The organism is Arthrobacter sp. DNA4, from assembly GCF_024362385.1.
Lineage (GTDB): Bacteria > Actinomycetota > Actinomycetes > Actinomycetales > Micrococcaceae > Arthrobacter.
The window spans coordinates 346973-365508 of the sequence record NZ_CP101466.1; the positions used below are offsets into that span (position 1 = coordinate 346973).

The window sequence follows — 18536 nt, forward strand, 5'->3', positions numbered from 1 at the left end:
GGCGGCCACGAATGCTGTGGCGTTTAACCATTGTCCGGAGGTAAGACCCGTGCTGAACGCCGGCGTCCCTGAATACAGGGACTTCGCAGACGTTGCCCTGCATCTCCAGGATTCGTTCCTGCAGAACCAGGAGGTGGAGGCGTTCCTCCATGACCTGGCGGAGTATGCTGCCTCGCGGCTCGGCTCTCGGGACCATGAGTGTTCGTGTGAAATTACGGTGCTGCGTCCCAAGAAACCCGCAGCGACCGCCAGCAGCCGGTCGGGTGGGGCGCTCATAACCCCGCTGGAGTCCAAATACGGTGACGGTCCGGGACTGACTGCCATGGGCAGCGGAGGCACGGTCCTGGTGTGTGACCTGCGGCGGGAGCAGCGGTGGCCGGAGTACGTCAAGGCGCTCCGGCGGCAGGGAATCCTTTCGGTGCTGAGTGTCCCGGCCGTGCTGGAGGGGGACGCCCGGGGCGTCCTGACGTTCTACTGCTCAGAGCCCGTTGCCTCCGGCGGCGACGGCGTCCACGCCGCGGAGGCCTTTGTGCGCCAGGCGTCCAAGGGCCTGAAGCTTGCCCTGCGGATGCTGAAGCTGGAGGAGACAAGGGACGGCATGAGTGCGGCCATGCAGACGCGCACGGTAATCGACCTGGCAACGGGGGCCATCATGGCGCAGAACCGCTGCACCCAAGCGGCCGCCTTCAAGCTGCTGCGGGACGCGTCCAACAGCAGGAACATGAAGCTCCGCGAGGTTGCCGCGGCCGTGGTCGCATCCGTGGCCGGCGCCGCGGAGACCTTCACCTACTTCGACGAGTAGGGGTCCTTCCGCTCCGGGTCATGCCGCTCCGGCCGGAGAAGGAACAAATGGGAGTTGCTGAGGGGGGCCCGCAGCGGCAGGCCTTCGGCGGCGCAGTGTTCATTGACGGCCTGGGCCAGCGCGTCCCGCTCCTTCGGCGAAAGGGTCCCCTGGCCGTCGCAATAGTCGCGGATGAGCTGCTCGGAGGCATCGCCACCCAGCGCTACGAACTCCAGCCACAACTGGGCCAGGTCAAGCCGGTATTCCTTGATGACAGCACCGGTCAGGGCCTGCTGGTCCACGGCATCCATCGTCCCGTCCTCGCGATTGGCTATACCCCTACACTTTGCTTTCGGAGCGGCGGAGCCGGTGGATGGGAAAAGGTTCGAAACTTTTTTGCCTGCAAGAATGGGTCCATGCCTCTGCGCACTTACCCCGTCCGGCGGCTGGCAGAGGATCCCGGGAACGTTCTGGACCGGGCTCTCTGGCCGGTCGTGCTGCCACCGGTGTCCCAGGTCCTTGACCAGGGACTCGACCTGGGGCCGGTCACCATCCTGGTCGGCGAGAACGGGTCGGGGAAATCCACGCTGGTGGAAGCCCTTGCGCTCGCCTGCGGGCTGTCTCCAGAGGGTGGCTCCACAGGCGCACGGCATGCCACGCGCCGCACCGAATCAGTCCTGGGCGACCACCTGCAGCTGATCCGGAACGCCGGTGCCACCCGGCGGGGATACTTCCTGAGGGCTGAGACGATGCACGGGTTCTACACGTACCTGGAGCAGAACCCCAGCACAGCCCTCCCGGACATTCCGTTCCATGACATGTCCCACGGAGAGTCCTTCCTGCAGCTGGCAGCCGACCGCTTCAACGGTCATGGGCTGTGGGTCCTCGACGAACCGGAATCCGCCCTCTCCTTCTCGGGCTGCCTGAGCCTGCTGTCCGTCCTGAAGGAACTGCTTGCCGACGGAGGATCCCAGGTGGTGATGTCCACGCATTCCCCGCTGCTGGCGGCCCTTCCCGGGGCCTCGATCCTCGAAGTGGGGCCCTGGGGATTACGGCCCCGGGCCTGGGCGGAATTGGAGCTCGTCGCGAACTGGCGGCGGTTCATGGACTCGCCCGAACGCTACCTCCGCCACATCTAGCCCCGTGGGACCTTCGCCCCTAGGCAGCAAACCCGCCCAGGCAGTCAACTTGAGTGTCTGGGGCAGGAAACACAACAGGAGGCAAGGACCATGGGCGCATGTGACGTCTGCGGCAGCAGTGAGGGCCGCATGTTCACCGTCAGTATGGGGAACCAGACCGGAACATTCGACAGCTTCGAATGCGCCATCCACATGATGGCTCCGGCGTGCGAGCACTGCGGCTGCCGGATCCTGGGCCACGCCGTTGAAAGCGAGGCCGGCATCTACTGCTGCCTGCACTGCGCGAAGGAAGCAGGGAATCCGCACCAGGCCGCCAAGGCGGAGCATTCGACGGTGGCCGTGCCTGCGCAGGGGACCGCAGCGGGCCAGGCCTAGTCCCGCCGGAAGAACTTCACAACAGGAGAAAGGGAAACGGTGGTAAGCAACGGAAGTTTCAGGATAGTGGTGGGCGTGGACGGGTCAGACCAGTCCAAGGCAGCCATGGATTGGGCGGTCGAGGAGTCCAGGCTGCACAAGGGTGAGGTCCGGGCATTGACGGCCTGGAGCTTCCCCTACGTCAGTGATGCCATGGGCACTTCCTGGGACTACGAGATCTTCGAGAAGGACGCCCAGGCCATCCTGGAAGCGGAGCTCGAGCGGGTCAAGGACCGGGGTGTAACCATTACCGGGCGCATCGTGGAGGGGAATCCGGCGTCGGCGCTTATTGACGCTTCCCGGGATGCGGACCTGGTGGCGGTCGGTTCGCGCGGCCACGGCGGATTCACCGGGATGCTGCTCGGCTCCGTGTCCCACCAGACCATCCACCACGCGCACTGTCCGGTGCTGGTGATCCGCGAACCCAGCTCCGACTAAGGCGTGCGGCGGGCTCCACGGAACGTGGGGACCCAGCAGCGCACCGCTTCGCGGTAGTGCTGGAACTCGGCACCGAACCGCTCCGCGAGGTCTGCTTCTTCCAAGGGCCGGACCGCATAGTTCCATACCAGGGAGCCCAGGACTGCATAGGCCACCACGAGCCACGACTGCAGCAGCAGGCCCACCGCGGCTCCCTGCACTATGCCTGCCACCGCCATCGGGTTCCGGATCCACCGGTAGGGCCCGGCGATCACCAGGCGGTTGGGCATGGCCGACGGCAATGGCGTTCCATCTCCCAGGGTGGACATCACCACCGCCGACCAAATCCCCAGGCCGCTCGCCAGGACCAGGATGGCGGTACCGGCCGGAACTGCCAACGGGGGAAAGGCCAGGGACAAGCCCCAGCGCTGTTCAAGGAAACCCAGGATGGGCGGAACAAGGCCCAGGAAGAAACCCCAGAACACCATGATCTGCGCGAGCGTTCCGGCCATGTGGCGTCCCGGTCGTGGGCGGCTGCGGGCCTGCCGGAAAGCGAAGGGGCCGCGCACAATCCACTCGGTGGGGATGCGCCCCAGCAGGACAAGGCAGAGCGCAGCGGCTGTACCTGAGGTTGCAGCCCCCATGGCCAGCACACCCAGGCCTGCCTGGGCCGTGGCGGTGGCATAGACGGCCAGGGCGGCGGTGACGAGGACGGTCCACGAGGTGCTGACGACGGCGGCTGTCCGTACTCCGGCGGCCGCGGCAGCGGAGGCAACAACAAAAAGGGGAACGTCGAAGGTGGCGGTGAGGACGGGGTCGAGTCCGCCGAGGGTGGCCCGGCGAATCCCGGGCGATAGGAAAACAGCGACCCACCAGAGGCCGCCAGCCACTGCCTGCAGGGCAAAATACGCCCGGCCCCACCAGGCCAAATCCCCTTGGGCCAAGCGTGGCACGGATCCCCCCGAATCGTTCCAGTGAATGAAAGCTGCCAACCCTCCGGCGTGTCTGGCAGCAAGACTTGTTCCTGAGACTACCTGTTGAGCCGGGACTGTCTGCCGGCCTGGGGGAAGGATGACTCACCGGCTGAATCCCCGGACCTGTGAAAGGACCAGCATGGACATGATTCGGGTCGAGCCCCGGTGCCGCGTGATAATCGACAACGACTGGGCAGGGGACCCGGACGGGCTGGCGGCCCTGGCCCACCATGCGTTGTCGCCCGCCAACAACATCGTGGCGGTCACCAGTTCATTGACCAACCCGATGTTTGGACCGCCCGGGGGCATGGCGCAAAGGGGCGCGGACCTCGCGGCCGGTTTGCTGCGGGTACTGAAGCGGCCGGAAGTGTCAGACGTGCAGGCCGGGTCCGATGCCCCCTTCACCGGGCAAGCCCGGGACAATGCGGCTGCCCGTGCCATTGTGGACGCCGTGGCGGCCGGAGGAGAGCTGCCCCTGATCCTTGTCTGTGCCGGCCCGCTCACCAACGTGGCCGATGCGCTCCTGCTGGATCCCGCCGTCGCCCTTTCCCTCACCCTCGCGTGGGTGGGCGGGGCCGCGGCGAACGGGGAGGAGTACAACTACTTCACGGATCCCGCCGCCGCGGACTTTGTGCTGGGAAACCAAGAGTTGGCCGTCTGGCAGTTCCCGGCGGAGACGTACCGGCAGGTGGTTGCCCCTGTGGCTGAACTCGATCATGCCTTCAGGAACTCAGGGTGCGCGTGGCTGTGGGAGCTCTTCAACAACCTGGAGGTACCAAATTTCGTGAAATTCGGGCCGTTGTGGTGCCTGGGCGACAGTGCACCCCTGGTGGTGACCGGGCTCGACGACGTTACGTCCACCTTCACGGAAACGGGCACCCAGCCCTCCCGCCGGACCTACACCTCGGTGGATGCACGGTTGATCATGGCGGACTTCCTCGCGAAGCTGCGGCTGCATCAGTAGCAGGCAAGGACAAGCCCGGACCTCCAAGGGAAGTCCGGGCCGTTCGCTGTTGTCAGGCGGGCTGCGGCGCCCCCGCCTGGGCGTGTTCCCTGGCGAAGTTGCCCAGCCAGCGTGCGCTGTCCTTGGGCGTGCGTTCCTGGGTGGAGCGGTCGACGGCGATCAGGCCGAACTTGGGCCGGTAACCGAAGATCCACTCGAAGTTGTCGAACGCCGTCCAGGCGATGTACCCCCGCACGTCGATGCCGTCGGCAAGGCAGGAGGCAACGCCGTCGACCGCTGCCTGGAGGTAGGCCAGGCGCTGGGCGTCATCTTCCGTGGCCAGCCCGTTTTCGGTGACGATCACCGGGGTGCCGGCAATGCGCCAGGCCTCCCGGATGGTTGCTTCCAGGCCCTGGGGGTAGATCTCCTCACCCATCTGGTTGGTGGGCACGCCCTCCGGCGCCGGCGCATGGCCGTCCGGGCCGTACACGGTGCGCCCGTAGGTCTGGATGCCCACGAAGTCATCGCCGCGGGACGCTTCCAGGAAGCGCTCGTTGACGTCGCGGCGCACCCGGTCCGCGATCTCCTCACCGCCCGGGATGGCCTGGATGTCCGAGTTGGCCAGGGTCCAGCCCACCTGCAGCTCCGGGCGGTGCGCCTTGATCGCTGCAGTGGCGGCCCGGTGCGCGGCCAGTTTGACGTTAAAGCCCGCCTCCGTGGAGCAGAACTGGAACGGAGCCACCGTGCCGGCGTCGACGCCAAGGCGCTCCGCGGCGGCTGCCCACATGGGGACCGTGCCGCGGTTTTCCGGCGCTTCGCCGCCGATGCCAAACGATTCCAGCAGCCACGGAAGGTTGGGCTCGTTCAGGGTGCAGGCGACGCCGACGAGGTCACCCAGGTGCGCCATCACGCGGCCGCAGTACCGTGCGAAAAGCTCCGGTGTGCGTTCGCCCTCCCAGCCGCCCGACCGCAGCAGCCAGAGTGGCGACGCGAAGTGGTGGAACGTGACCACCGGGGTGAGACCGTGCTCCAGGCAGGTTTCCAGCACCCGCTTGTAGTGCTCCAGTTCGGCCACCGAGAAGTGGCCCTCTTCCGGCTCGATCCGGGCCCACTCCAGGGAGAAGCGATAGCTCGTGAAACCAAGCCCGGCGATCAGCGCGATGTCCTCCCGGTACCGGTGGTAGTGGTCCACGGTGTCCCCCGAGGGCTCCGCAAAGATGGTGCCCGGAAGATGTTCCAGGAACCAGATATCGCTGTTGACGTTGTTGCCTTCCACCTGGTGGCCTGCGGTGGCCACACCCCATAGGAAGTCCTGCGGAAACGGGTTGGTCATAGGGTTCCTCTCATCATGGACGCACACCGGCGCCCCAGGCCTCGCTGCCTGCATCCATCCTGTCCGGCCGCGTGACCGCCGCCACAATACCTTTTCAATCAATGACATTGTCATGTTTGGTGCAGGCAGCCCCGGCTGATTCTTGAAAGGAGCCGGGCACCTCCGGCCCCGCTGATTTCTTTCCGTTGCAGTCATAGAAGAATGCGAAGGCGCACCACATGAAACTCCTGACCACCACCGCACGCGGCAGCGCTGCCGTCCTGACCGGTGCCTTGCTGATCGGCTCCCTGGCCGCCTGCGGCGGCGGATCCAGCCAGGCCTCCGCCAAAGCCGACACCAGCAGCATCACGCTGGCTATCGACAGCGACTCGGCCTCCTTCGGCTACGACCCGCTGCGCGTCTCCGCAGCGCAACGCCAGTTCTTCGAGGGCCTCTACGACAGCCTGATGACCCTCCAGCCGGACGGCTCCACGGGCCCCGGCCTGGCCAAGGACTTCAGCTACAACGCGGACAACACCGTCCTGACGCTCAACCTCAAGGACGACATCACCTTCACGGACGGCTCGAAGCTTGATGCGGCACTGGTCAAGGCCAACCTGGACCGCCGCTCCGATCCCGCACTGAGCGCGTACTCGGCCGTCGCCAAGGGCGGCGCGCAGGAAATCACCTCGGTGGACGTGGTGAGCCCCACCCAGGTGTCCCTGACGTTCGCCAAGCCGCAGCCGGGATTTGAAAAGAACCTGGCCTCCACCACCGGCATGATCGTGGGCAAGAACGGTGTCACGGACACCGCCAGCCTGTCGGCGACGCCTGACGGTTCCGGCCCGTACACCCTGGACCCCTCCACCGTGAAGGGCAACAAGTACGTGATGGTGAAGAACGACAAGAGCGCCGACGCAGCCAAGTACGCCTACAAGAAGGTGGTCTTCAGCGTGGTCCAGGATCCGCAGGCCCGGGCCAACGCCCTCGTGTCCGGCCAGGCGGACGTGGCGATGCTGACCTCGAACACGGTGGACTTCGCCAAGTCGAAGGGCGTCGGGGTCACCCAGATCGGCGGCACCGTCAACACCATGATCTCCTTCGACAAGATTGGCAAGACCGCACCGGCGTTCGCCCAGGAAAAGGTCCGCCAGGCCATTCAGTACGCCATCAACCGCCAGGCCCTGGTGGATGCCCTGCACAAGGGCGACGTCCCTGCATGGAACGCCCTGCCCAAGGATTCGGCCGGCTTCACCAAGGACCTCGAAACCACATTCGCGTACAACCCGGACAAGGCCAAGAGCCTGCTGGCCGAAGCCGGCTACCCCAACGGCTTCGAGTTCACCATCATCGCCAGCGCGCAGACCCAAACGGACCTGCAGGCCGTCCAGAAGGACCTCGCCGCCGTCGGCATCACCATGAAAGTGAAGATGGCCGCTTCCACCGACGAAGCCTTCGCCGCCGTTGCCACCACGCCCCTGGGCTACGCGCCGCTGAACTGGGACAACCCGGTCGGCGTCATGTACGGCGTCGTCCTCAACGGCTTCACCAACGTCCAGAAGGCCACCGATGCGCAGCTCAGCGCCGCCACCGGCGAACTGGCCGCGGCCAAGGACGACGCCGCCGTCAAGGCAGCCGCCACCAAGCTGAACACCCGCCTGGTGGAGTCCGGCTGGATGATCCCGCTGTACGAGGCGCTCACCAACCAGGGCTACAACACCAAGAAGGTAGCCCCGGTGAAGTTTGCCGGCACCAACGCCTACCCGCTCCTCTCGTCCTACACCCCGGCCAGCTAGCACCCGCACCGTCCCGCCGGCCCCTCCCCACCACGGGGAGCGCCCGGCGGGACGGGCCTGACCGATGGAGGTCACCATGGCACTATTCATCACTAAGCGCCTGCTGATGGCGCTGGCCACCGTGCTGGTGGTTGCGGTGCTGGCATTCCTGCTGGTGCACGCAATGCCTGGCAGCCCGGGGGCCGTGTCCCTCGGCGCCGGCGCCTCCCAGGAGGCCATCGACGAGGTCAACCAGAGGCTGGGCTGGAACGACCCGCTCCCCACGCAGTTCTTCACCTGGCTCGGTTCCGCGGTCCAGGGCGACCTGGGCATCTCGCTCATCGACGGCCGTTCGGTCAGCGCCGACTTGGCGAGCCGGCTTCCCGTCACCGCCTCGCTTGCCGCCGGCGCCACCATCCTCAGCGCCGTCCTCGGCATCGCCCTGGGCGTCACGGCGGCCGTCCGCGGGGGACTACTGGACCAGGCCATCGGCGGCTTCGTTGGACTCCTGGTCGCCCTGCCGGCGTTCTGGGTGGGCGTCCTCTTCGTCTACCTTTTCGCCGTCCAGTCCTCCATCTTCCCGGCCACCGGCTACGTGCCGTTCGACGTCTCGCCGCAGGACTGGGCCCTGTCCCTGGCGCTGCCGGTGATCACCCTTGCCGTGGGCGGTGCCGCCTTCATTGCCCGCCAGACCAGGGCCTCCATGCTGGAGGCGCTGCAGCAGGAGCACATCCGCACGCTGCGAGCCACGGCCACCCCCACCTGGAAGATCCTCTACGTCCACGCCCTGCGCTATGCCAGCCTGCCCATCGTGGCCGGCATTGCCCTGCAGTTCATCGGCCTGTTCGGCGGCTCCGTCATTGCTGAGCAGCTGTTCGCCATGCCCGGCCTGGGCCAGGCCGTCCAGACCTCGGTCAGCACCCATGATGCCCCCGCAGTCCAGGGTGTGGTGGTCATCGCCACCGTGGTGGTGGTTGCCGTCAACCTGGTGCTGGAGTTGGCCACCAAGTTCCTCGACCCGAAGTTGCGTGCCTCATGATCCCTTCAATGGCTCCAGCCCCCGCAGACCAGGCAGAAACCACGACGGCGGCAGCGGACCCCGCTCGCAACGCCGGCAGGGCGGCCATCACCAAATTTTCCCGGCACCGGCTGTTCACCTCGCCCGGCGCCGTGGCCGGCCTCGCCTGGCTCGCCGCGCTGGTCACCGCGTCGCTGACCGCACCGCTGTGGCTGCCGTTCAAGACTGAGGACCAGGACTTCACCGCCGTCCTCTCCGGCCCCACCGCCGCGCACTGGCTCGGAACGGATGAACTGGGCCGCGACATCCTCAGCCGCATCTTCGCCGCTGCGGCCGGAACCCTGGGGACCTCAATGCTCACGGTGATTGTCGGCGTCGGACTGGGCACCGTCCTGGCCATGCTTGCCGCCGGTGCCGGGGAACGAACCGAAGCCGTGATCAGCCGGGTCACCGAGGTCATGATGTCCCTGCCCGGAACGGTGATCATCCTGGCCGTGATTGGCGCGGTGGGAACCAACATCCCCGTGGTCATGGCCATCCTGGGCGTCCTGATGTCCGCCGGTGTCTACCGGGTGATCCTGGGCCAGGCCAAGTCCCTGCAGTCCCAGCTCTATGTGGACGCGGCAAAGGTGGATGGCGTCAGCCCGCTGCGCATCAGCCTCCGCCACATCCTGCCCGGGCTTGCCAACACCATCGTGGTCCAGGCGGCACTCATCTTCGCCGTGGGCATGCTCATCCAGGCCGGCCTGGCCTTCATCGGCTTCGGGCCGCCCATCCCTCAGCCCAGCTGGGGCGGAATGATCCAGGGCGCCTCCCAGCATGTCTACGACGCCCCTTGGATGATGGTCCCCACCGGTGCCGTCCTGGCGCTCACGGTCCTGTCGGCCAATGCCATCGGCAATGCCCTGGGCAAGGCCCCCAACGCCGCCGCGCCGCACCTGCCCTCGGCCGCCGCACGCCGGCAACGGGCCAAGGCTGTCGCCGCCATCGCCGCCGCCCCCGTTCATGCCACGAAGGACGGCGCCCCCGCTGGGGAAACGGCCAAGGGGACGCTCAGCGTCCGCAACCTCTCGGTCGGCGTCGACAATGGCGTCCGGCTCGTAACCGACGTGTCCTTCGACGTCAGACAGGGCACGGTCCTGGGCCTGGTGGGGGAGTCCGGCTGCGGCAAGACCATGACTGCGCTGTCCCTGCTCGGACTGCTGCCCTCCGGCGTTTCCGTCACCGGCGGACAGATTCTCTGGAACGGCAGGAACCTTGCCGCCACGACGGACAAGGACATGGAATCCGTCCGCGGCCGCGAGATCGCCCTGATCAGCCAGGAACCCATGCGCGCCCTGGACCCGATGTTCACCGTTGGCTACCAGCTCACCGCCACCATCCGCCGGCTCCGCGGAATGGGCAAGGCCGAGGCCCGCAAGGAAGCACTCAGCCTGCTGGAGAAGGTGGGCATCGTTGACGCTGCCCGGATCCTGAAGACCTATCCGCACCAGATCAGCGGCGGCATGGCGCAGCGTGTGGCCATCGCCCTCGCGCTGTCCGGCAAACCCAAACTGCTGGTGGCGGACGAACCCACCACTGCCCTGGACGTCACGGTCCAGGCCGAAATCCTGTCCCTGCTCCGTGCACTGGTGAAGGACACCGGCATGTCCGTGGTCATGGTCACCCACGACCTCGGCGTGGTGGCGGACATCTGCGACCAGGTGGCCGTGATGTACGCCGGGCAGGTGGTGGAAAACGGCAGGACCGCAGCCATCCTGGACAGCCCCCGCCACCCCTACACACTGGCCCTGCTGGCCGCGGACCCGCACGCCAACCACGCGGACAGCATGCCCGAGCGGCTTGCCACCATCAGCGGCCAGGTGCCGCAGCCCAAGGACTGGCCCTCCGGGTGCCGGTTCGCTGCCCGCTGCCAGTTTGCCGGCTCCGCCTGCCTCGAACCCGTCCCGCTGCTGCCCTCCGGCGCAGGAGAAGGCCTGGTGCGGTGCGTGAAGGCGGACCAGCTCGCCGTCGAAGGCATGGACTGGCTGGCCACGGACATCCCGGCCTCCCGCCTGCTCGAGGTCACCCCCAAACAGACGCTACTCACCGAAAAGGACATGGCATGAGCACCGCAGTCACGGAGCGCGCCGGTTCCACGCCGGCCACCGCCGTCCCCATGCTCGAGGTCAAGGACCTGGTGGTCCGCTACGGCCGGGGACGGAAGGCAGCCGCCGCGCCTGCCGCCGTCGACCGCGTCAGCTTCAGTATCGCCCCCGGTGAAACGGTGGGCCTGGTGGGGGAATCCGGCTCCGGAAAGTCCACCATCGGGAAGGCGATCCTCGGCCTGCAGAAAGTTTCCGGCGGCACCATCAGCTACCAGGGCAAGGACGTCACCTCCGCTACCGCGGCCCAGCGCCGGGACCTGGGCGGGGAACTGCGGGCCGTCTTCCAGGACCCCAACTCCTCCCTGAACCCCCGGAACACCATCGGCACCTCCCTGGCCGAACCCCTGCGCCTGCGCGGCACCGCCGCTGCGGAGGCCCGGGTAAAGGCCGAGGACATGCTGCAACGCGTCGGCCTGCCCCGCGAGGCCGTGGACCGGTACCCCAGCCAGTTCTCCGGGGGCCAGCGCCAGCGGATTTCCGTGGCCCGCGCCCTGATCTGCGATCCCCGGCTGGTGGTCTGCGACGAGGCCGTCAGCGCCCTGGACCTGTCCACCCAGGCCCAGGTCCTCAACCTCCTGGCCGACCTCCGCGACGAACGCGGCCTCAGCTACCTCTTCATTGCCCACGACATCGCCGTGGTCCAGTTCCTGGCACAGCGCGTAGTGGTGCTCTACCGCGGCCAGGTCATGGAAAGCGGACCTGCCGCCGCCGTCACGGAAAACCCGCAGCACCCCTTCACCCAGGCCCTCGTGGCAGCATCCCCGGTGCCCCGGCCGGCGGAACAGGCGGAACGCCGCGAAGCCCGCGAATCGCTGGGCGTCCGCTCAGGAGCGGCTGCGGTCCCCGGGCCCGGCGGCTGCCCCTTCCGGCTCCGCTGTCCCCTGGCCACCGAACTGTGCGCCACCGAACGGCCGGCGCTGCGCCGGGTGGGCGCTGCCGACGTCGCCTGCCATTACGCCTAGTACCTTTGCCTCCACTTCAGAACGGATCACCTCATCAATGACTTCCACACCCTGGCACGCCGCCATGATCACCCCCGGGCTGGACTTCGACGGCGCCCCGCGCCTCCGCAAGGAATTCCGGCTTGAGGAGGGCCACGGCGACGTGGTGAAGGCGACGCTGCGCGCCACCGCCCTAGGCATCTACGAGGCCTGCATCAACGGCACGCCAGTGGGGGAGGATGTCCTGAGCCCGGGCTGGAGCTCCTACGAGTGGCGGCTCCGGTACCGCACCTACGACGTCACCGCCCTGGTGGGACCCCGCACCGTCATTGGTGCGGAGCTCGGCAACGGCTGGTACCGCGGCAGGCTGGCGTGGCACGGACTGTCCAACCTGTACGGCAGCGAACTGGGCTTCCTGGGCCAGCTGGACATCGAGTTCGACGATGGCCACGTCCAGTCCGTCGGCACCGACGCCAGCTGGCAGGCCGGCCCGTCGGCCACCACCTTCAACGACCTGTACGACGGGCAGACCATCGACGCCCGGAACGCTGTCCACGGCTGGGCGGAGCCGGGCTTCGCCCCCGACGCCAACTGGACCGGCGTGCGTACCCTGGCGTTCGACGCCGACCGGCTGGCTGAGCCGGTGGGCCCGCCGGTGGTGCGTGCCGGCGTCGTCCGTCCCGCCGAAGTCTTTACCTCGCCTTCCGGCAGGACCCTGGTGGACTTCGGCCAGAACCTGGTGGGCTGGCTCCGGTTCACCGTCCAGGGGGAGGCCGGACAGGCCATCACCGTCCGGCATGCCGAGGTGCTGGAAAACGGGGAACTGGGCGTCCGGCCGCTGCGCTCTGCAAAGGCCGAGGATACGTTCGTCCTCTCCGGCGGCAAGGACCTTTTCGAACCCACCAAGACCTTCCACGGCTTCCGCTATGCCGAGATCACCGGCTTGCCCGGGGAGCTCACGGAGGAGGACCTGGAAGCCGTGGTGGTCCATTCCGACCTGGAGCGCATCGGTACCTTCGAGTGCTCAAACGAGCTGGTCAACCAGCTGCACCGCAACATCGTCTGGGGGCTGCGGGGCAATTTCCTGGACCTGCCCACGGACTGCCCGCAGCGCGACGAGCGGCTCGGCTGGACCGGTGACATCGCCGTTTTCGCCCCCACCGCCGCCTACCTCTACGACGTCAAGGGCTTCCTGCAGGACTGGCTGCTGGACCTCGCCGCGGAGCAGAAGGCGCAGGATGGGCTGGTGCCGATCACCGTGCCGGACGTCCTGAAGTACTGCCCGCAGCCGCCGGAATTTCCGTCGCCCGAGTCCTCGGCGCTGTGGAGCGAGGCCTCGGTCTTGGTGCCGTGGGCGCTCTGGGAGGCATACGGTGACCTCGGCGTTTTGCGGAACCAGTACGAATCAATGGCCGCGCACACCCGTCGCGTGGAGGGCCTGCTGTCCCCTGCTGGGTTGTGGGACTCCGGCTTCCAGTTCGGTGACTGGCTGGACCCCGACGCCGCACCGGACCAGCCATGGGCTGCCAAGGCGGATACCGCCGTCGTGGCCACCGCCTGCATGTACCGCACCGCGCGCCTCACCGCGCAGGCGGCCGGGCTGCTGGGAAAGCACGACGACGAGGCCCACTTCAACGCGCTCGCGGACCGAGTGCGGGCTGCCTTCGCTGAACACTACGTGGCGCCCGGCGGCACCATCCGCAGCGACTGCACCACCGTCTACGCCCTGGCCATCTCCTTCGACGTCCTGTTGACGCCGGAACTGCGGGAGTTCGCCGGGAACCGCCTCGCGGAGCTGGTGCGGGACAACGGCTACCGGGTGTCCACCGGGTTCGCCGGGACCCCGTTCATCACCCACGCGCTCACCGACACCGGCCACGTGGATGAGGCCTACCGCCTCCTGCTGGAGGAGGGCTGCCCGTCCTGGCTGTATCCGGTCACCATGGGTGCCACCACCGTCTGGGAACGCTGGGATTCCATGCTCCCGGACGGCACCATCAACCCCGGGCAGATGACCAGCTTCAACCATTACGCCCTGGGCGCTGTGGCGGACTGGATGCACAAGGCCATTGGGGGCATCCGTCCGGCCGAACCTGGCTACGCGCGCGTGCTGATCCAGCCGCAGCCGGGGGAGGGGATCAACTGGGCCAGGACGTCCCTGAAGACCCCGCACGGCGAGGTCCGCGTGGGTTGGACGTCCGACGGCGGGGAGTTCCGGCTCGAGGCGACCGTCCCTGACGGGGTGGCGGCCGACGTCGTGCTTCCGGACGGAGCGCGGCGCACGGTTGAGGGCGGGGAGCACCATTTTGCCTGCGCGCCGGCACCTGCGCTCGATTACCAGGCGAGCCGCTGATAGGCCCACAGGCGATGGTCCACAGCCACGGCGGCGTCCGGATCCTGTGAGGCGGGTCCTGCGGTGCCGGATGCAACAGGGGCGCTGATCTGCAACGATGTGCCACAGGACCAAACCCAGGAGGACACATGCCGTACACCGTGGATTTCAAGAACGTCTCCACCACCGGCCTGGAATCGTCACCGGTGGCGGAGGCGCTGGCGGGGCTGCGCGCGAACGAGGCGCGCTATTACAAGAACAAATACGACCACGACTTCACCGTCACTCCGGCCGAAGACGACCCGGAGACGCTGCAGTACATCACCAACATCCTGTCCACGGAGCGGAACCTGGTGATCGCGTCCAAGCCCCTTGAGGTGTCCTCCTTTGAGGTGGACGGGCTGCGGATGGCGTACGTGTTCTACGAGTCCGGGCTGTCCATCAATGTCATGTACAGCCTTGAAGAGGGCGGCAAGCGGGCCGTCGGCTTCAAGCTGTCCGACGGCATGGAGGTCCCGGAGGAACTGGCGTCCAGCTTCAAGTTTGCCCGGCAGAAGTCCAAGCTCGCCGGCACCATCCGCGGCTCCTACTTTGTTATCAAGGGCCAGTACTAGGCGGGAGCGCCGAAGAACGCGTTCCAACGATTGAAACCGGGTCCCGCTGCGGGTGCCTCCGCGGGGCAGGATGGCTGGATGCACGCCAACCCCATCCTTGCCGGCTTCAATCCGGATCCGAGCATCGTCCGCACGCCGGACGGCCATTACCTGGTCACATCGTCCTTCGAATACCTGCCGGGCCTGCCGGTCCATCACAGCCCGGATCTGGAAGGCTGGCAGCTGGTGGGCCATGTGGCCACGCGGGAGGCGCAGGTCCGGATTGCCCATGTCCCCACGCCCGGCGGCGTCTGGGCGCCGACCCTCCGCTACCGGGACGGCGTGTTCTACCTGATCGTCTCCGTGTTCCTCGGTGGGCGCGGTTGCGTTGTTTTCACGGCCGCTGATCCCGCCGGGCCATGGAGCGACGGGACGGTCATCGGGGCGGTGGACGGCATCGACCCGGACCTCGCCTGGGACGACGACGGGACTGCGTACGTGACCTTTGCCCGCCACCCGGACGCGATCCAGCAGGTGCGGGTGGACCTCGCCACCGGAGAAGCGCTCGAGAAGCCGCGGCCACTGTGGTCCGGCAGCGGGCTGTATTCACCCGAAGGCCCGCACCTTTACCGGCGCGGTGATTGGTGGTATTTGCTGGCAGCCGAGGGCGGCACGGACAGGGGTCACGCTGTGACCGTGGCACGGTCGCGGCGGCCGGACGGCCCGTTCGAATCCGCTCCGCACAATCCCCTCCTCACCGCCGCGGGAACCGGCTCGCCCGTCCAGAACACCGGGCACGCAGACCTCGTTGAGCTTCCCGACGGCGGAACAGCCATGGTCCTTCTGGGTGTCCGCCCGGTGGGGCTGGCGAGGTCATTCTCACCGCTGGGCCGTGAGACGTTCCTGACCACCGTGGACTGGATTGACGGCTGGCCGCACGCCCGGATGCCCCAGCCCGGCGTGACGCCGCCGGAGCAGCTTGAGTACGACTTCAGCAACGGTGCCGGGCTGGAGGATCCGCGATGGATCGGTGTCCGCAGGACGCCCGCTGAGTTCTCGGCACCCACCTCCAAAGGGCTTCTGCTCAGGGGCGAAGGCAGCACCATGGGGTCGCCCAGGCCTTGTTTCGTCGCCCAACGCCAGCGCCACCTCGCGATGGAATTCAGGGCCGTGCTGGACGTCGGCTCCGGCGCGGGCGGCATCGCCGTGCGGAACGCCGAGGACAACTGGTTCGGCATCGAGGCCCGCCAGGACGGCGACGCCGTCAGGATCACGGCACGTGCCGTGGTCGCGGGCTTTGACTGCACCTGGGAAGCAACTGTTCCGTCCGGGGACGTTGAACTGGCAGTCGAGGCCAGCCCGCCGCCGTCGGACTTCCGCGCTGGAGCCGTGGGCGGCGACAGGATCCGCCTGCTGGTCCGCGGCTCAGGGCCCGGCTGCAGCGCCGAAGGGGAACTGCTCACCGAACTGGACGGACGGCACTGGGCCTTCGAAACTGCCAAGGCCTTCACCGGCAGGGCTTTTGGCGTCTTTGCTGTGGACGGCGAGGTCCTGGTCCGCGGCCTGTCCTACCGCGGCGAGGACTGACCTCCGGGGTCCATGCCGGGACATGGCGACGGCGGAAAACAAGGACCCGGGCAAACCAGGACCTCCGTCAGCCATCCTGACCGGCGGAACGCCCCCATCCGGCTTAGACTGGCCGACGCACCAGGTTGCCGCGACACGTCAACCGCTGAGCCGGCGAGAGGAGGAAGATGTCCTTCTTCCAGCTTTCGCTGATCGCGGCCGTCGCGCTCCTCGGACCGCTGCTGGCATTCCCCAGGAAATGGAACCTTCCCACAGTCCTTGGGCAGCTCCTGGCAGGCATCGCCATCGGGCGCACCGGCCTGGGCCTGGTTGATTCCGCAGATCCCACATTTACGTTTGTGGCCGACGTTGGTTTCGCGCTCATCATGTTTGTCGCCGGAACGCATGTGCCCGTGCGGGACAGGGCCATCCGTCCCGCCCTGGGCGGCGGCGCGCTGCGGGCCGCCATCGCCGCAGCCCTCGCGGCGGCCGCAGGAACCGTCATTGCCTTCGCCTTCGGAACCCGACATGCGCCGCTTTACATCGTGCTGCTCGCGTCCTCGTCAGCTGCCCTTGTGCTGCCCATTGTTGATTCCCTGCGGCTGGCGGGGCCGAAGGTCCTGACGACGACGGCGCAGGTGGCGGTGGCCGATATCGCCTGCATTGTGGCGCTTCCACTGGCCGTCGACCCGCCCAACGCACCGAGGGCAGCCATCGGGGCGACCGCAGTCGCGGCGTGTTCGGTGGTGTTGTTCTTCGTGCTTCGCTGGCTGGAAGTCACTGGCACCCGCGGGCGGGTGCACGACGTGTCCGAGGAACGGAAGTTCGCCCTGGAACTGCGGATCCAGCTTGCCTTGCTCTTCGCGCTGTCCGGGCTTGCCGTGGCGGGCCACGTGTCCGTCATGCTCGCCGGATTCTCCTTTGGACTGGTGGTGGCGGCAGTGGGGGAACCCCGCCGGCTGGCACACCAGCTCTTTGCGGTCAGTGACGGCTTCCTGGGGCCGGTGTTCTTCGTCTGGCTGGGCGCATCGCTGGACCTGCGCACGCTCGCCGGCACCCCCGCCATGGTGCTCCTCGGGGTCTGCCTTGGAGCGGGGACCCTCCTGGTGCACGGAAGCCTGCGCCTGCTGGGCCAGCCGCTGCCCCTCGCCGTCCTGTCGGCATCCCAGCTGGGCGTGCCGGTTGCCGCGGCCACCATCGGCTCCCAACTGGACCTGCTGGAACCGGGGGAAGCCTCGGCGTTGATCCTGGGCGCCCTCATCACCATTGGGGCCAGCGCCGCGGCAGGTTCACGTGCTGCCCGCACCTTTGCGCGGAACGCCGAGGCACCGGCGTAGCCAGCGCTACCCCCGGGAGTGGGTCCATACGCCGGTGCTCGCCTGCGCCTGGAAGCCCAGGTTGCGGGACACGGCGCGGGCGGCGGCGCGGACCGCCGGGGCAAGGACGTTGGGCGGAGTTGCACCGTCCGGAACCACGATGGACAGCGACGCCACCACGGCGCCCTGGGCGTCGAAGATGGGGGAGGCCACGGATACGGTGCGGGACGGGACGGTCCGTCGGATCATGGCGATGCCGGTCCGCCGCACGTCGGACAGGGTCCGCCGCAGCTGGCCTTCGGGCATCTCGGGCACGCCGGGCTCGTTTTCCGGCGGGCGCTTCAGGATGGCCTCCTGGAACTGCTGGTCCGCCCCGGCGAGCAGCACCAGGCCGATGGCGGTGGACCTCAGCGGCGCACGGCCGCCCACCCGGTATGCCACCTCGGTGGCGTCCTTCCCGGAGAGGCGTTCGATCAGCACTGCCTCCTCGTTGTCCCGGACCGCCAGCAGCACGTGGTGCCGGGTGACCTCGAACAGGTCCTCAAGGTAGGGGAGGGCAATTTCCCGCACGCCGTGCCCGCGCGGAGAGAGGGATGCCACTTCCCACAGCCGGACCCCCACGACGTACCGGCCGTCGTCGAGTCTTTCCAGGGCACCCCACGCCACCAGCCGGGCAATCAGCCGCAGCGCCGTGGGGGCAGGCATGTCCGCGTGGCGGGCCAGTTCGGAGAGGGTCAGGGCCCGGCGCCGGTCGGAGAAAACGGCGAGCAGGCTCAGTGCCCGGTCGATGACCGGTTCGCCTTGTTTGGGCCGCTTTCCGCGGGCAGGCGGGGTGTCCGTGTCCGGAGTGGCAGTCATGGCAGTGGTT

The 18536-nt window shown here is 67.9% G+C and carries 17 protein-coding genes; 13 read left to right on the forward strand and 4 right to left on the reverse strand.

All coding sequences use genetic code 11. The features are described 5' to 3' along the window. Nucleotides 1–49 precede the first annotated feature (49 nt). Entirely contained in the window at nucleotides 50–802 is a 753-nt protein-coding gene (locus tag NMQ03_RS01710) for a GAF and ANTAR domain-containing protein (protein WP_255174116.1), read from the forward strand. On the opposite strand, the gene NMQ03_RS01715 is transcribed toward NMQ03_RS01710, so the two are convergent. Continuing rightward, nucleotides 787–1092, reverse strand: coding sequence for a hypothetical protein (locus tag NMQ03_RS01715; protein WP_255174117.1), 306 nt, complete (start codon nucleotides 1090–1092; stop codon nucleotides 787–789). The two genes, NMQ03_RS01710 and NMQ03_RS01715, sit on opposite strands and share 16 nt — an antisense overlap. 105 nt (nucleotides 1093–1197) lie before the next feature. Here NMQ03_RS01715 and NMQ03_RS01720 point away from each other — a divergent pair, with 105 nt between their 5' ends. From NMQ03_RS01720 to NMQ03_RS01730, 3 genes are all read left to right on the forward strand, one after another. Further along, nucleotides 1198–1920, forward strand: a complete 723-nt coding sequence (locus NMQ03_RS01720) for an AAA family ATPase (protein ID WP_255174118.1) — start codon at nucleotides 1198–1200, stop codon at nucleotides 1918–1920. 90 nt (nucleotides 1921–2010) lie between these two features. Beyond that, nucleotides 2011–2295: a hypothetical protein gene (locus NMQ03_RS01725; RefSeq protein ID WP_159634125.1), complete on the forward strand. Its 285-nt coding sequence runs from the start codon at nucleotides 2011–2013 to the stop codon at nucleotides 2293–2295. A 75-nt stretch (nucleotides 2296–2370) separates the two neighbouring features. After that, nucleotides 2371–2772, forward strand: a complete 402-nt coding sequence (locus NMQ03_RS01730; RefSeq protein ID WP_255174119.1) for a universal stress protein — start codon at nucleotides 2371–2373, stop codon at nucleotides 2770–2772. On the opposite strand, the gene NMQ03_RS01735 is transcribed toward NMQ03_RS01730, so the two are convergent. After that, entirely contained in the window at nucleotides 2769–3650 is an 882-nt protein-coding gene (locus NMQ03_RS01735) for an isoprenylcysteine carboxylmethyltransferase family protein (protein ID WP_255175715.1), read from the reverse strand. The two genes, NMQ03_RS01730 and NMQ03_RS01735, sit on opposite strands and share 4 nt — an antisense overlap. Before the next feature lie 214 nt (nucleotides 3651–3864). Here NMQ03_RS01735 and NMQ03_RS01740 point away from each other — a divergent pair, with 214 nt between their 5' ends. After that, entirely contained in the window at nucleotides 3865–4689 is an 825-nt protein-coding gene (locus tag NMQ03_RS01740; RefSeq protein WP_255174120.1) for a nucleoside hydrolase, read from the forward strand. Between the two features lie 52 nt (nucleotides 4690–4741). Here the strand turns inward: NMQ03_RS01740 and NMQ03_RS01745 are convergent, their stop codons facing one another. Continuing rightward, nucleotides 4742–6001: a glycoside hydrolase family 1 protein gene (locus tag NMQ03_RS01745; protein WP_255174121.1), complete on the reverse strand. Its 1260-nt coding sequence runs from the start codon at nucleotides 5999–6001 to the stop codon at nucleotides 4742–4744. 218 nt (nucleotides 6002–6219) lie between these two features. On the opposite strand from NMQ03_RS01745, the gene NMQ03_RS01750 reads away from it, so the two are divergent. The 8 genes from NMQ03_RS01750 to NMQ03_RS01785 all read left to right on the forward strand — a co-directional run bounded on the left by NMQ03_RS01750 (nucleotide 6220) and on the right by NMQ03_RS01785 (nucleotide 17689). Further along, nucleotides 6220–7776, forward strand: coding sequence for an ABC transporter substrate-binding protein (locus NMQ03_RS01750; protein ID WP_255174122.1), 1557 nt, complete (start codon nucleotides 6220–6222; stop codon nucleotides 7774–7776). Nucleotides 7777–7840: 64 nt separating this feature from the next. Next, nucleotides 7841–8794 (forward strand): ABC transporter permease, encoded by a 954-nt coding sequence (locus NMQ03_RS01755; RefSeq protein ID WP_324643863.1) that lies wholly within the window; start codon nucleotides 7841–7843, stop codon nucleotides 8792–8794. Then, on the forward strand, nucleotides 8791–10881 hold the full coding sequence (locus tag NMQ03_RS01760; RefSeq protein WP_255174124.1) for a dipeptide/oligopeptide/nickel ABC transporter permease/ATP-binding protein: 2091 nt from the start codon (nucleotides 8791–8793) through the stop codon (nucleotides 10879–10881). The genes NMQ03_RS01755 and NMQ03_RS01760 overlap by 4 nt, the downstream gene beginning before the upstream one ends. Then, nucleotides 10878–11882 carry an ABC transporter ATP-binding protein gene (locus tag NMQ03_RS01765; RefSeq protein WP_255174125.1) on the forward strand — a complete coding sequence of 335 codons (1005 nt, stop codon included), beginning with the start codon at nucleotides 10878–10880 and terminating at the stop codon, nucleotides 11880–11882. The genes NMQ03_RS01760 and NMQ03_RS01765 overlap by 4 nt, the downstream gene beginning before the upstream one ends. 37 nt (nucleotides 11883–11919) lie before the next feature. Then, nucleotides 11920–14214, forward strand: coding sequence for a family 78 glycoside hydrolase catalytic domain (locus tag NMQ03_RS01770; protein ID WP_255174126.1), 2295 nt, complete (start codon nucleotides 11920–11922; stop codon nucleotides 14212–14214). A 128-nt stretch (nucleotides 14215–14342) separates the two neighbouring features. Continuing rightward, a complete protein-coding gene (locus tag NMQ03_RS01775) occupies nucleotides 14343–14807 on the forward strand; it encodes a phage tail protein (protein ID WP_224024363.1) in 465 nt (154 codons plus the stop codon). A gap of 78 nt (nucleotides 14808–14885) precedes the next feature. Then, nucleotides 14886–16373: a glycoside hydrolase family 43 protein gene (locus NMQ03_RS01780; protein WP_255174127.1), complete on the forward strand. Its 1488-nt coding sequence runs from the start codon at nucleotides 14886–14888 to the stop codon at nucleotides 16371–16373. Between the two features lie 167 nt (nucleotides 16374–16540). Further along, nucleotides 16541–17689 carry a cation:proton antiporter gene (locus tag NMQ03_RS01785; protein WP_255174128.1) on the forward strand — a complete coding sequence of 383 codons (1149 nt, stop codon included), beginning with the start codon at nucleotides 16541–16543 and terminating at the stop codon, nucleotides 17687–17689. A 6-nt stretch (nucleotides 17690–17695) separates the two neighbouring features. Here the strand turns inward: NMQ03_RS01785 and NMQ03_RS01790 are convergent, their stop codons facing one another. Further along, nucleotides 17696–18526, reverse strand: a complete 831-nt coding sequence (locus NMQ03_RS01790) for an IclR family transcriptional regulator (RefSeq protein ID WP_255174129.1) — start codon at nucleotides 18524–18526, stop codon at nucleotides 17696–17698. Between the last annotated feature and the right edge of the window lie 10 nt (nucleotides 18527–18536).

Bases quoted from the DNA above. Each gene is read 5' to 3' on its own strand.
- NMQ03_RS01780 (WP_255174127.1), top strand. From the start codon at position 14,886: ATGCACGCCAACCCCATCCTTGCCGGCTTCAATCCGGATCCGAGCATC.
- NMQ03_RS01740 (WP_255174120.1), top strand. From the start codon at position 3,865: ATGGACATGATTCGGGTCGAGCCCCGGTGCCGCGTGATAATCGACAAC.
- NMQ03_RS01790 (WP_255174129.1), bottom strand. From the start codon at position 18,526: ATGACTGCCACTCCGGACACGGACACCCCGCCTGCCCGCGGAAAGCGG.
- NMQ03_RS01775 (WP_224024363.1), top strand. From the start codon at position 14,343: ATGCCGTACACCGTGGATTTCAAGAACGTCTCCACCACCGGCCTGGAA.
- NMQ03_RS01765 (WP_255174125.1), top strand. From the start codon at position 10,878: ATGAGCACCGCAGTCACGGAGCGCGCCGGTTCCACGCCGGCCACCGCC.
- NMQ03_RS01755 (WP_324643863.1), top strand. From the start codon at position 7,841: ATGGAGGTCACCATGGCACTATTCATCACTAAGCGCCTGCTGATGGCG.
- NMQ03_RS01750 (WP_255174122.1), top strand. From the start codon at position 6,220: ATGAAACTCCTGACCACCACCGCACGCGGCAGCGCTGCCGTCCTGACC.
- NMQ03_RS01785 (WP_255174128.1), top strand. From the start codon at position 16,541: ATGTCCTTCTTCCAGCTTTCGCTGATCGCGGCCGTCGCGCTCCTCGGA.
- NMQ03_RS01725 (WP_159634125.1), top strand. From the start codon at position 2,011: ATGGGCGCATGTGACGTCTGCGGCAGCAGTGAGGGCCGCATGTTCACC.
- NMQ03_RS01720 (WP_255174118.1), top strand. From the start codon at position 1,198: ATGCCTCTGCGCACTTACCCCGTCCGGCGGCTGGCAGAGGATCCCGGG.
- NMQ03_RS01745 (WP_255174121.1), bottom strand. From the start codon at position 6,001: ATGACCAACCCGTTTCCGCAGGACTTCCTATGGGGTGTGGCCACCGCA.
- NMQ03_RS01770 (WP_255174126.1), top strand. From the start codon at position 11,920: ATGACTTCCACACCCTGGCACGCCGCCATGATCACCCCCGGGCTGGAC.
- NMQ03_RS01760 (WP_255174124.1), top strand. From the start codon at position 8,791: ATGATCCCTTCAATGGCTCCAGCCCCCGCAGACCAGGCAGAAACCACG.
- NMQ03_RS01715 (WP_255174117.1), bottom strand. From the start codon at position 1,092: ATGGATGCCGTGGACCAGCAGGCCCTGACCGGTGCTGTCATCAAGGAA.